The organism is Coleofasciculus sp. G3-WIS-01 (assembly GCF_040223135.1).
GTDB lineage: Bacteria > Cyanobacteriota > Cyanobacteriia > Cyanobacteriales > Coleofasciculaceae > Coleofasciculus.
The window spans coordinates 1-12,240 of sequence record NZ_JAVJZI010000216.1 but is presented as its reverse complement, the minus strand read 5'-3'; the positions used below and the strand labels follow the sequence as shown (position 1 = coordinate 12,240).

10 protein-coding genes are annotated in these 12,240 nt (G+C 48.6%); 8 read left to right on the top strand and 2 right to left on the bottom strand.

Going from position 1 to position 12,240, the window contains the following annotated elements; translation table 11 throughout:
* Positions 1–229 precede the first annotated feature (229 nt).
* From petP to chlG, 3 genes are all read left to right on the top strand, one after another.
* Positions 230–424 (top strand): cytochrome b6f subunit PetP, encoded by a 195-nt coding sequence (gene petP / locus RIM23_RS22350; protein WP_446357664.1) that lies wholly within the window; start codon positions 230–232, stop codon positions 422–424.
* A 33-nt stretch (positions 425–457) separates the two neighbouring features.
* Complete coding sequence (locus tag RIM23_RS22345; RefSeq protein ID WP_446369432.1) at positions 458–1,558, top strand: Get3/ArsA fold putative tail anchor-mediating ATPase NosAFP; 1,101 nt, start codon at positions 458–460, stop codon at positions 1,556–1,558.
* A 337-nt stretch (positions 1,559–1,895) separates the two neighbouring features.
* On the top strand, positions 1,896–2,876 hold the full coding sequence (gene chlG / locus RIM23_RS22340; RefSeq protein ID WP_446369430.1) for a chlorophyll synthase ChlG: 981 nt from the start codon (positions 1,896–1,898) through the stop codon (positions 2,874–2,876).
* Here the strand turns inward: chlG and RIM23_RS22335 are convergent.
* Positions 2,873–5,344 carry an nSTAND1 domain-containing NTPase gene (locus RIM23_RS22335; protein WP_446369428.1) on the bottom strand — a complete coding sequence of 824 codons (2,472 nt, stop codon included), beginning with the start codon at positions 5,342–5,344 and terminating at the stop codon, positions 2,873–2,875. The two genes, chlG and RIM23_RS22335, sit on opposite strands and share 4 nt — an antisense overlap.
* A gap of 218 nt (positions 5,345–5,562) precedes the next feature.
* On the opposite strand from RIM23_RS22335, the gene RIM23_RS22330 reads away from it, so the two are divergent.
* On the top strand, positions 5,563–6,039 hold the full coding sequence (locus tag RIM23_RS22330) for a hypothetical protein (RefSeq protein WP_446369426.1): 477 nt from the start codon (positions 5,563–5,565) through the stop codon (positions 6,037–6,039).
* A 199-nt stretch (positions 6,040–6,238) separates the two neighbouring features.
* Complete coding sequence (locus RIM23_RS22325; RefSeq protein WP_446369424.1) at positions 6,239–6,373, top strand: hypothetical protein; 135 nt, start codon at positions 6,239–6,241, stop codon at positions 6,371–6,373.
* Between the two features lie 164 nt (positions 6,374–6,537).
* On the opposite strand, the gene RIM23_RS22320 is transcribed toward RIM23_RS22325, so the two are convergent.
* Positions 6,538–6,795: a DUF7219 family protein gene (locus RIM23_RS22320; protein WP_446369422.1), complete on the bottom strand. Its 258-nt coding sequence runs from the start codon at positions 6,793–6,795 to the stop codon at positions 6,538–6,540.
* Positions 6,796–7,463: 668 nt separating this feature from the next.
* Here RIM23_RS22320 and purC point away from each other — a divergent pair.
* The 3 genes from purC (at position 7,464) to lpxC (ending at position 11,874) form a co-directional block, all read left to right on the top strand.
* The gene (gene purC / locus RIM23_RS22315; protein WP_446369420.1) at positions 7,464–8,207 is read left to right on the top strand and encodes a phosphoribosylaminoimidazolesuccinocarboxamide synthase; all 744 of its coding nucleotides are present in this window, start codon (positions 7,464–7,466) and stop codon (positions 8,205–8,207) included.
* A gap of 308 nt (positions 8,208–8,515) precedes the next feature.
* Entirely contained in the window at positions 8,516–10,801 is a 2,286-nt protein-coding gene (locus tag RIM23_RS22310; protein ID WP_446369418.1) for a BamA/TamA family outer membrane protein, read from the top strand.
* Between the two features lie 143 nt (positions 10,802–10,944).
* Entirely contained in the window at positions 10,945–11,874 is a 930-nt protein-coding gene (gene lpxC / locus RIM23_RS22305; RefSeq protein ID WP_446369416.1) for a UDP-3-O-acyl-N-acetylglucosamine deacetylase, read from the top strand.
* The last annotated feature ends 366 nt before the right edge of the window (positions 11,875–12,240 follow it).

The following is a 12,240-nucleotide window of genomic DNA, read 5'->3' as shown; positions in this document are numbered from 1 at the left end:
GCGCCTTGGCGCGTCTGGGCGCATGTAGAGACGCGCCATGGCGCGTCTGGGAGCATGTAGAGACGCGCCATGGCGCGTCTGGGAGTAAGCCTTGGTCGGGGCGGGTTTAGTTCAGTTAATGGTTTGAACCGCAGCATTAGTGATCAAACCCGCCCCTACATGTTCACAACTTCCCAGATTCCGCTACACTTTGGAATGGTTCATCCTATTAGAATTACTAGAAGCAATAATGGAGATTGGTCAAAAAGTTCAAGTCTGTCGTCTCAGAGACCGGGTGTCTGGCGATATCATTAACAAACTAGGGAAAGTTGGCATCGTCAAAGATTTTAAAGTGACAGATGGCAGCGGCGTCGGTGTGATCGTCAAGTTTGACGACAATACGGCAACCTGGTTTTTTGAAGATGAACTCAAACCCGTCAGTTAGTGGCGACTTCAGTCATCAGCGTCCAACAAAATCATGGCTTTTATTCTCACCTTTTTAGGCAAAGGCGGCACCGGTCGCACCACAATTGCGATCGCGGCGGCTAAAAAATTTGCAAGTCTCGGTCAGCGTGTCCTTTTAATCGGGCAAGATCCTACCCCGGCGTTCGGACTGTTATTGGGAACATTTCCTAGGGCTGATCCGACGGAGGTGGAACCGAATCTGAAAGCAGTTCAGCTTCAGTCTACCCTCCTCCTCGAACGTAGCTGGGAAGAGGTGAAAAAGCTAGAAGCACAGTATTTGCGATCGCCAACGCTGAAAAATGTCTATGGTCAAGAACTGGGCATTTTACCGGGTATGGATAGTGCTTTAGGCTTGAACGAGATTCGTGAATACGATGGCAGTGGTGAGTATGATGTGATTATCTACGATGGCAGCGGCGACCAAGCCACTCTGAGAATGCTGGGGATGCCAGAAATTCTCAGTTGGTATTTTCGCCGCTTTCGCCAAATTTTTACGGAGTCGGATTTGGGTAAAACGATTTCCCCGTTTATCCAGCCCGTCACCAGCGCTATTCTCAATGTGACCTGGACACCCGACGACTTTGCCCAAAAACCGACTCAGCAAACCAACCAAATGCTGGATCAGGGCAAAAACGCTGTGGCTGACCCCAACCGCGTCGCGGCTTATTTAGTGACGACGGGAGATACCGCTGCCCTCGCGACTGCCAAATATTTCTGGGGTAGCGCCCAGCAGGTTAATCTGACGGTGGGGGGGGTTCTGTTGAACCAAATTCCGGCAACGGAAACTTTAGCGGCTGAATTTGCCCCGTTAACGGTTAGTGCCTTGCCCCAGTTATCGACGAGCGCTGACTGGCAACCGTTAATTGATGCCCTGCCTGATTTTAAACAAGCGGTGCAAATGCCTAAATCTATTAGCATAGATGTGGCAAATCGTCAAGTCAGTTTGTTTTTACCGGGCTTTGACAAAAAGCAGGTGAAACTCACCCAATATGGCCCGGAGGTGACGATCGAAGCAGGCGATCAGCGGCGCAATATTTGGCTTCCTCCCCAACTGAGCGGTCAATCTGTGAAAGGGGCAAAGTTCCAAGATCGGCATTTAATAATTTCGTTCTGATTGTCTTATGTCTTATGTCTTATGTCTTATGTCGGGGTGGGTAGGGTGGGTAGTGGTGTGGCACACCTTAATTGGTGGATTAGCATTGTAGGGGCGCACGGCGTGCGCCCGGTTTAAAGGTCAAATCTATTCCACAATTTTAGCTGTGTCACGCCGCCATCGTGCGTTAGCGGAGCGTAACGCACCATTTCAAAGGAGCGTAACGCACCATTTCAAACGATAATAGTTAAACCTGCCTCTACGTATCGGTTAGGGCGGGTTTTGTACAAATGTTACCATCAATACCAATAAGGAAATCCCTAAACCCGCCCCTACACACTCAACACTCAAAACTCCTATGTCTAACTCTCCCTCAACCGAATCAACAGATCGAAGTGCTAAAACCCGGCAACTCCTAGGGATGAAAGGTGCCGCCCCGGGTGAAAAATCTATCTGGAAAATTCGTCTCCAGTTAATGAAGCCGATTACCTGGATTCCCCTAATCTGGGGGGTTGTGTGTGGCGCAGCGTCGGGCGGTGGATATACCTGGACACCGGAAGATATCCTGAGAGCGGTGACTTGTATGTTACTATCAGGTCCGTTGATGGCGGGGTATACTCAAACCCTGAATGACTTTTATGATCGCGAATTAGATGCGATTAATGAACCCTACCGCCCGATTCCTTCTGGGGCAATTTCGGTTCCCCAAGTGGTGACTCAGATTGTTGTGCTGCTGCTGGCGGGTATCGGCGTGGCGTATGGGTTGGATCAATGGGTGGGTCATGAGTTTCCCACTTTAACCTGTTTAACGCTTTTTGGGGCGTTTCTCGCTTATATTTACTCAGCGCCGCCCTTGAAACTGAAAAAGAATGGCTGGCTGGGAAACTATGCCCTGGGTGCGAGTTATATTGCCCTTCCCTGGTGGGCGGGTCATGCTTTATTTGGGGATCTGAATTGGACGATTGCGATTCTTACCCTGATTTATAGTCTGGCAGGTTTAGGCATTGCTGTGGTTAACGACTTCAAGAGTGTGGAAGGCGATCGCCAATTGGGGCTGAAGTCTATTCCGGTGATGTTTGGCGTGGGTACGGCGGCTTGGATTTGTGTGCTGATGATTGATATCTTTCAAGCTGGGATTGCGGGGTATTTAATTAGCATTCATCAAAATCTCTATGCGGCAATCCTGCTGCTGTTAATTGTGCCTCAGATTACATTTCAGGATATGTATTTTCTGCGATCGCCCCTGGAAAATGATGTCAAATATCAAGCCAGCGCTCAACCGTTTTTGGTTCTGGGGATGCTGGTTGCGGGTTTAGCGTTAGGTCATGCGGGGATTTAGGATTGAATTGTAGAGACGTTCAATTTTGGTAGAATTCCGACAGGTACGGCTAACTTGCGCTCTTTTCGCATCGCCTCCCGGTTTTCATTCAGCCACTGGCGCAGGCGTGTCCAATAGCGAATCAGAGCTTCGTGTGCCACATCCACTACCGTTAACGTCGCCCCACTTTCTCCCCGCACCCGCAGTTGGGAGGTGACAAGTAACCGCGCATCGGCTAACTGGGTTATCACCTGCTCAACTAATTCCTTCGATAACTCATCATTGATAAACTCTTGTTTAAATACCTGTCTCCGGGTGTCTTCAGTTCCTTCTCCCAGTTGGGTCAATTCCAGAAAAATCCGTTTAGCAATCAATTGCTGTTCTTCAGACAGAGACAAATACACCTGATCTGCCCGTTTTTGCAGCGTTCCCTTGACCCCTCCCATCTTGCTATAATCTGCCAAAGTCAACAGATTCATCTGACGCTGCCGCCACAGTTCGGTTAGGGTATATTGCAATAGGGGTAAACTTCCGGGTCCTTCGACATCATGGAGCATCTGAGTCACCAGTTCCCGCTCGATTTCTAAGCCGACTTGTTTGGCGGGTTCGGTGATGGCGGCGGCTAATTCTTCAGTCTTCATTGGGGTGATGGTGACCAAATTCTCTTGGATGCGGCTAGCGAGTCCCCCATACTCCTGTTCAGCACATTTACCAAAGAAGTCCGCCCGCATGGTAATTACCACGGTGAGATGTAACCCTCCAGCCCCCTTCCTACCTCCCTCGTTCCCCTTTAAATCCCCCTCCCGTCCCCCTTTGAAAGGGGGAAGCCAGAGGATGCTTCCCTTTTTTTGCACGGAAGGGGGAGCAAGAATTTCATCTTGTGTTTGCTGATGATCTGAGACGATATCGGGGTTCGGGCGCACATCCGGGCGCTGATTAGGGCGCAAGGATGGTGCCCCTACATTATCAACATTATTCAACAGATCCACCGCCGCCATATTCCCCTCCCCTTGCAGGGGAGGGGTTAGGGGAGAGGTCGATTCTAAACCTTGCCCTTGCTGATAATCTAGTAATTTCTGGTCTGAGGTGATAGGTTGGTTCGGGCGCAGATTCGGACGCCGACTAGGGCGCAAGGATGGTGCCCCTACATTATCAACATTACTCAACGGATCAGCCGCCGCCATATTCCCCTCCCCTTGCAGGGGAGGGGTTAGGGGAGAGGTCACTCCTAGTAAACACTCCAAAAACTGCTGTCGTTCCCTGTCATCCTGACACAGGGTAAACACTTCCTCAAACTGATCCACCACCAACACCACACGAGGCGCATCAATCGCCCGAACCAACTCCGCTAAACCCGCCGCCCCCTGAGACGCCAATCGTTCAACGTCTCCTGACTCCGTCGCCTCATCCACCAACGCCAAGGCTAAACTCTTTAACGGATGTTCTCCCGGTCGAAAAATCCGAATTTGCCATTCGCTACTTCCCGACAAACGCTGTCCCAGTTTCAACTGATATAGTAACCCCGCCTTGACCAGAGACGACTTACCACTCCCCGACGCACCCACCACCGCCAGAAAATTCCCCTGGCGTATTTTCGCCAACAACTGATCGGTTAATGCAGTTCGCCCATAAAAATACTTGGGATCGTGATCATTAAACTCAAAAGACTCCAATCCCTTATAGGGACAGACTCCCGCCATTAATACCGCCCGTTCAATGGTTTCCTTTCTCCCCGTCAGCAGAATCTCACCGCCAGAGTTGTGGAAAATCGGACGTTGACGTGAGGTCAATAACTGACGATTAATCGCCTCGACTAAACTATAATTCGTCACCCATCCTTGTGACTTTCCCTCTGGACACAAACTGGGTAACAGCGCCCCGGTTAATACCCCATGCTGTCCGCCAAATTCCTCATACGCCACCTCAAAATCACGAGACGCCGCGATAAAACAACGATCGCGTGCTTCCCCCACCGCCCCCGGATCAGCTTCCAAAAAGTTAAGCAATTCCCCACTATGACAGCAATCCAGCCAAACAATCTGCTGACGCACGGGACTCTCTTGCAGTAATCGCCGTAACCATTGCAACGAAACCCCCCATTTACCATCTTGGGGTTTCACATCACTGGTTGCCAAAAATCCTTCACTGACTCCCCCTTGGTCATTCCTTAAACCATGTCCAGCAAAAAACAGTAACGCCGTATCCGGAACCTGGCGACTGGGGGGATAAAATAAATTTGCGATCGCTTCTTGTAACGTTTTTACCCGTACCAATTGGGTGGGATGAGGTTTAGCAGCTACATGGGGGTTCCCCTCTTGGTCATAAATTTCTGGTAATCGGCGCACCCGAAACTGTCCATAAGTTTCCAAAATCTGCGCCACTGCTTCAGCATCGGCGGCGGGTTTATCCAGATGTCGGGGTTTTTTCGTCCGTCCGTCTCGGAGTAACGGATAAAGATTAATCCCGACGACCAACGCTTCCCTATCCATTGCTGCCATCTCCCAGAGTTGGGCAATTAAACTTTATCATAAGTTATTTGGCTTGATTTTTATCCCCATCAAGATTTTCAAATTAACTTAAAAATTTTGTTGCTGAGCAAAAAAGAATCCGAAATCTGAAATGGCTGCTTGTAGAATCACATAATATAGGGTGTCACCGATCGCCGTTCCTCTTACTTCGTATTTTGTAACACTATTGAGAGTTCCTGATGGATAATCTAACCGCGAATAATACATTACTGGCGCTATTGCTTGCTCTTCGAGACTTGGACACCTCTCTCACTGAACAAGAAACAGCAGAACTTACCGATATTTCCCATCGATTATATCTCGAACCCGAAACCTGGGAATCAGACATCGCCCCTAGTTTACTCTCAATCATCCAGGTTAACCCGAACTTAAATCAGCTTTATCAAACCGCCAAATCTCAACTTGATAGTGTGGGTGATTGCCTTCCCCCCGATTTACTCCCCACATTAGCCGAATTGGAATACGTCACCCCTGAAACTGAACCAAGAACACGCGGTTTTGCTCCTGTAACTGACGAGTCTGAGTCAGACAGCCTAGAAATTAACAACATCGCGATCGATATATTATCGCAGCCTGACCCATCTACAACCGCTAAAAAACTTAGTAGTTTGGAAAGACTTAAACAATTTTTGCAAAAGCCAACAGTGAATACATAATTTATTAATTATTGGTCATTCCAGTTCTCTCCCCTTGACGAGGGGAGGGTTAGGGAGGGGTTTGTCAGGGGCTGGTGTCGCGACTACGGGAGGCAGAGCCTCAACAGAGGCATTCCCAGGCAGAGCCTGGGAACGAGGCTAGCCCACGTTTCGTTTGTCGCCTCTCTAGATAAGCTTAGGTGAAGACCCGAACGACCCCATGCGGTTGCTGATTACCAATTCTCAACTTGTTCCTAAACCCTGGGTTGAACCTGCTATCCCCCTCACCTACACCCTAACTGTCGCCTTTATTGCTGCTTTTGTGACGTGGCTAATTCGGCGTTTTTGGTCTTAAGTTCGTAATTGCGCTGTCTTCGCCATAAACGCATCCCTAGGTCAGGATTAGCTTAAACATTATGTCCAAAATTCCCGTGTTCCCGACTTTAACCCTAAACGGGCGACCCGAGTTCATTAAATGGATACAATTGTTCATTAGTGCAAGCGAGTCGCCCCTACAGGTTATTTCTCCCTGTCATCCCTACGGAAAGGATGCTGACCAACTGCCAGTTCTTGTTTACTTCGTCTTAACCTATGCCACAAATCTTTAATTTGTTTATATGCAGCTTCAGGTTCAACTTTACCTGCTGTTTCTAAGTTGCAGATGTAGTTTACCTGTTGCGCGAATTCTTGTAAATTGGCATTAAACACCAAATTTTCTGGCTTGATATTGCCGTAATAGCGACTGTGCGGATAGAAAAACTCATCTCGATTGGTCATTTGGCTCTCCTAAAAAAGCTATTGTCGATAAACTACAATCTAATTCCCCCCTATTTCTCAAAAAACTTAACGGTATTGATCCCATCCTTTCCTTGGCACATGACAAGAATAAGCTTGGTGACATACTGTCTCACCAGAAGCCGTGCTGGGACTAACGCGGCGCAAATTTCCCATAAGCGAAGTGTGATCGTAGATCAGCACTCAGGAGTCAACCCCTCATCGGTGGGTCTTGGGTCTAGTCTAGTCCTTTTAGTCAGTACAAAAATTCAAGGACAGCTTCTCAGACGTTTGCCACCCTCATCTGACTCAAATAATTGATGGTACAAATTGTTTAGACTCCCACTACTTACTATTTTAGTGATCTTGAGTGGGTTTTGTCTGCTGTTGGTAACCGAAAAATATTTGAACTTATCCGGAACTATCTTAAGCGCATCCCTAGTAATTCCTCTGATCACGCTCATCAAAGATTTCAGTGAGATTATCCTGGGGAGCTTAGATGAAGGTTTAACAGGAAATGCCTGATCCAGCCAGCCTTTGACCGGATGTAATAACTTTTCCTGATCACCCTAAGTACGAGAGAGCCTTCCTGGTTATGTACTATCCTGATTGAACGCTCCTCAACTCCATCAAAGATTATAGTTGAGGATTCTATGGAGTAAACCCTGATTATGTCTCAACCGCAAAAACTATACGAAGGCAAAGCCAAAATCCTTTATCCGACTGAAGACCCAGAGATTCTCCTAACCGTCTACAAAGATGATGCTACTGCCTTTAATGCCCAAAAGCGAGGTCAAATTGTGGGCAAAGGCGAAATGAATTGCGCGATCGCGGCGCACTTGTTTGAGTTTCTGGAATCTGTTGGCATTTGTACCCATTTCATCGACTGTCCCACCCCCAACCAGATGCGGGTCAAACGAGTGACAATTTTGCCCGTGGAAGTCGTGGTGAGGAACATTGCCGCCGGGAGTCTGTGTCAACAAACTGGATTACCCCTGGGCAAAGTCCTACCCAAGCCCCTCGTGGAATTTTACTATAAGAAGGACGAATTAGGAGATCCCTTGCTAACGCGCGATCGCTTATTACTCCTAGAACTAGCAACCCCCGACCAAGTCAACCAGCTAGAACAACTAGCACTGCAAGTCAACCAGAGTCTCATTGCCTTTTTCCAACGCTGCGGTATTACCCTGGTGGACTTTAAGCTAGAATTCGGCATTGATACCAACCAACAGTTGCTCTTAGCCGATGAAATTAGCCCCGATACCTGTCGTTTGTGGAACCAAGGAGAAACCGATCCTCAACAGCGAGTCATGGACAAAGATCGCTTTCGTCGGGATCTAGGACAGGTAGAACAAGCCTATCAGCAAGTTCTAGAGCGAGTGCTAGCCCAAGAAAGCAGCAGGCAGAAGGCATAGAGCAAAAGGCTGTAAGGTTTAGGGTGTCTGCCTTTTTCTGACGCTTGTTAACGGGTGGGTATAGGAAGCTGCGCTGGGCTTGGGAGACTTAATTGCTCAAGAGTAAGCGAGGTGATAAAAATCCTGGTATTTTTTCCTGTATCGGTTCAGTGATGACTGCTTAGGTTTAAGGCTACTCGATCAACTTAACCAAGCTGGTTAAGCAGCCAATCCCTTAACTCATTAACAAGCAGTGGACAACAGATAACAGCTGATCGCAATTCTTGCAATCAACGTGGTGTGTGGACGTGTCAAAAAATCTGAGGATCATGCGCTTATCTCCTTTATTAACGGCAATTCTCGCTGTAACAACTAGCATCGGTTTATCGAACTCCCCTAGCCATGGGCAAACGACTGACCCACCCATCCTGGTATTTGACCGCAGTCAACAGGATGAGTTAAGAGAACATGAGAAAACGGGGACGCTAGAACACCCGGAAACAACACCTGCTCAAACGGTGATAGAAACGACCGATGGGGTACAAGAGAGTCCTGGAAGTGAGACAGAATCGAACTCTAAGCCGATTCTAGAGAACCCAGCTATTCATCCAATTGAGGTAAGTTCGACACAATTAACACCCATTCAACCCCCCACTTTAAATCATCAAGCCGTCCATGCCACAGCAGCACCAACGGTAACCCCTACACCTCCCTTAAATGTCCAAGTTCAAGTCCCCCCAACTGACTCACCAACACCGCCCGCCAATCAGCCAGAACCACGAGTTCTCGTATCAGAAGTCTTCATTAACTTCCAGGATTACACCGGACCGCAAGAACAACTAGAAAACGAGATTTTTCGAGCGATTAGCACCCAACCCGGATTAGCAACAACTCGCTCTCAGTTACAGCAAGATGTGAATGCCGTCTTTGCTACAGGTTTCTTCAGAAGTGTAGACGTTATACCCGAAGATACCCCCTTGGGCGTGCGGATTACCTTTGTCGTTGAACCTAACCCTGTACTGCGTCAGGTTGCGGTGAATACTGTTCCCATAGAAGCCGAGGCGCGGGTTTTGCCTCAGGAGGTGGTTGATACTATTTTTCAAGAGCAATATGGTGAGATTCTTAACCTGAATGACCTACAACAAGGCGTTCAACAGTTAAACGAATGGTATGAAGAACAGGGGTATGACCTAGCTCAAGTGGTTGATGCCTCAGATATCAACGATGATGGCATTGTTACCTTGACTGTGGCAGAAGGCGTGATTGAAGAGATTGCAGTACGCTATCTCGATGAAGAGGGAGAACCGATACTGGATGACGAGGGTCAACAAATTCGCTTACTCACGGAAGGGGACGAACCTATTGGCGGACGCACCCGTCCCTTTATCATCACCCGCGAGATGCAACTCAATGAGGGTGATGTGTTTAACCGGGAAATTGCTGAACGGGATTTGCGACGAGTTTTTGGTCTAGGACTATTTGATGACGTGCGCCTTTCCTTTGCTCCGGGAACTGACCCCCGTCGAGTGGTGGTTGTGGTGGATGTGATTGAGAGAAATACAGGCTCCCTGGCGGCTGGGGCGGGAGTCAGCTCTGCCAGTGGCTTATTTGGTACGGTTAGCTATCAGCAGCAAAACCTCGGTGGTAATAATCAAACCCTGGGAGCAGAATTCCAGGTGGGAGAACGCGCCCTACTGTTTGACCTTCGTTTTACAGACCCTTGGATTGCTGGCGATTCCTTCCGCACATCCTATACTGTGAATGCCTTCCGACGCCGCTCGATTTCTCTGATTTTCGACGGCGGTGATCCTGAGGTCGAACTAGAAAATGGTGACCGCCCCCGTGTGGTTCGTACTGGTGGTGGAATCAACTTTACTCGTCCATTATCCCGTGACCTCTATCGGCGCTCTGAATGGACAGCATCAGCGGGATTTGAATATCAAAACGTGTCGATTCGAGACTCTGATGGTGACTTGAGTCCAGAGGATGAATTGGGTAATGATTTAAGCTTCAGTGGCGACGGAACCGATGATCTGTTTACCCTACAACTAGGTGCTGTGCGCGATCGCCGCAATAATCCTCTGCGACCAACCAGTGGCTCTCTACTCAGATTCGGAGTCGAACAGACGATTCCCATCGGTCAAGGGAATATCTTGCTCAGTCGCCTGCGCGGAAGCTACAGTTACTATTTACCCGTAGAATTTACCAATTTCACCGAAGGCGCCGAAGCCCTTGCCTTTAATCTACAAGCTGGAACCGCGCTGGGAGACTTACCCCCCTACGAAGCCTTTTCTCTGGGTGGTAGTAACTCAGTGCGCGGTTACGATGAGGGAGAAGTGGGTTCAGGTCGCAGCTTTATCCAAGCAACCGCAGAATACCGTTTTCCGATTATCTCTGTAGTTGGCGGTGCTTTATTTGCTGACTTTGCCAGCGATTTAGGTACAGGTGATGATGTACCTGGTGAACCTGCGATCGTTCGCGATAAACCTGGCACCGGCTTTGGTGTCGGGGTTGGTATCCGAGTCCAATCCCCCCTTGGTCCGATTCGTGTGGATTATGGGTTTAATGATGAAGGAGAAAGCCGTCTCCACTTCGGTATCGGAGAACGCTTTTAATGCACCAGTTTTTACTCTCTCAGTCGGGGCGGGCGCGAGTTACATCTGGGTGAGATAAGAAACGATAGTAGTAAAACCCGCCCCTACGCAAAAAACAACAGTTCCCCCATGACAAATAACGAATGACGAATGACGAATAACAAATGACCAACTACACTTTGGGTGCTGCTTTTGAACGATCAGGTATTGGATTGCACAGTGGGATCACCACCACTGTTCGCATCTTGCCTGCTGTAGCCGGGACGGGACGATATTTTGTTCGAGTTGACCTGCCAAAGAAGCCTGTGATTCCAGCGCGAGTGGAGGCTGTCTCTGGCACAATGCTTTCTACCCAATTGAGGGCTGAAAATTGTGAGAATTCTATCAATTGCTCTGACTCAGATGCCACAGTAGGGACAGTAGAACACCTACTCGCCGCCCTCGCCGGGAGTGGAGTGGACAATGCTTGTATTGAAATTGATGGATCAGAAGTTCCCCTGTTGGATGGTTCGGCGCTGGCTTGGGTGAAAGCGATTCAGGAGGTAGGGATTGTGGAGAGTGAATGTCCCCAAAACTCGTCTCATCTATCTCCTCTAGCTTCCCCGATGTTTGTTGGGGAACCCATCTGGGTTTGTCGAGACGATGCCTTTGTCGCCGCCTTACCCGCACCGATCACCCGATTTACCTACGGCATTGATTTTGATAACCCAGCCATTGGCAATCAATGGTATAGCTGGACACCGGAACAAGAGGATTTTGCGGAAGCGATCGCACCGGCGCGAACCTTTGGTTTAGCCAACCAAGTTGATCAGCTACGCGATCGCGGTTTAATTAAAGGCGGTAGCTTGGAGAATGCCTTAGTTTGCGACGATCACGGATGGTTGAATCCGCCTTTGCGATTTTCAAATGAGCCAGTGCGTCATAAACTTTTAGATTTAGTAGGGGATTTGAGTTTATTGGGGAAATTTCCTGTCGCTCACTTCCTCGCCTACAAAGCCAGTCACAATCTGCATATTCAATTGGCGAGATTACTGGCTCGACAAATCGGCGCTTGGAATGTCAGTCATCAATCCTCAGCCGTTATCGGCAATTGATCACGACGGGCTAACTGAACGCTAGCTCATCCAAGTTCCTCGTGCAGCGGACGCGAAAGTAATAGACCACTATTAAATCCGCTTAAACTATGGGTCAGGAACCTCAGCCTAAAGGCATGAGGCTTGAAAGAGAAGTCTAACAAGCCATTCTGACCAGCTTAAGTCTTAACTGACTACGTTATCGGCAAGTGTTCAAGAGATGGTGCGTAGATACGTAGCTAGTCTACTGCTCTAGAACCGAAAAGTTAAACAGTTTTAAGGTCACTGAAACAGTGCTTTTTGGATAGTTACCGACCGATAACATTGGCGAAGCTAACTTTACCCGAAAGGAGATTGAGGCAACCATACCTCACAGGAGGGGCAACC

Excerpts from the sequence above, each read along its gene's own strand:
- petP (WP_446357664.1), top strand. The coding sequence starts at position 230 with ATGGAGATTGGTCAAAAAGTTCAAGTCTGTCGTCTCAGAGACCGGGTG.
- RIM23_RS22345 (WP_446369432.1), top strand. The coding sequence starts at position 458 with ATGGCTTTTATTCTCACCTTTTTAGGCAAAGGCGGCACCGGTCGCACC.
- chlG (WP_446369430.1), top strand. The coding sequence starts at position 1,896 with ATGTCTAACTCTCCCTCAACCGAATCAACAGATCGAAGTGCTAAAACC.
- RIM23_RS22335 (WP_446369428.1), bottom strand. The coding sequence starts at position 5,344 with ATGGATAGGGAAGCGTTGGTCGTCGGGATTAATCTTTATCCGTTACTC.
- RIM23_RS22330 (WP_446369426.1), top strand. The coding sequence starts at position 5,563 with ATGGATAATCTAACCGCGAATAATACATTACTGGCGCTATTGCTTGCT.
- RIM23_RS22325 (WP_446369424.1), top strand. The coding sequence starts at position 6,239 with ATGCGGTTGCTGATTACCAATTCTCAACTTGTTCCTAAACCCTGGGTT.
- RIM23_RS22320 (WP_446369422.1), bottom strand. The coding sequence starts at position 6,795 with ATGACCAATCGAGATGAGTTTTTCTATCCGCACAGTCGCTATTACGGC.
- purC (WP_446369420.1), top strand. The coding sequence starts at position 7,464 with ATGTCTCAACCGCAAAAACTATACGAAGGCAAAGCCAAAATCCTTTAT.
- RIM23_RS22310 (WP_446369418.1), top strand. The coding sequence starts at position 8,516 with ATGCGCTTATCTCCTTTATTAACGGCAATTCTCGCTGTAACAACTAGC.
- lpxC (WP_446369416.1), top strand. The coding sequence starts at position 10,945 with ATGACCAACTACACTTTGGGTGCTGCTTTTGAACGATCAGGTATTGGA.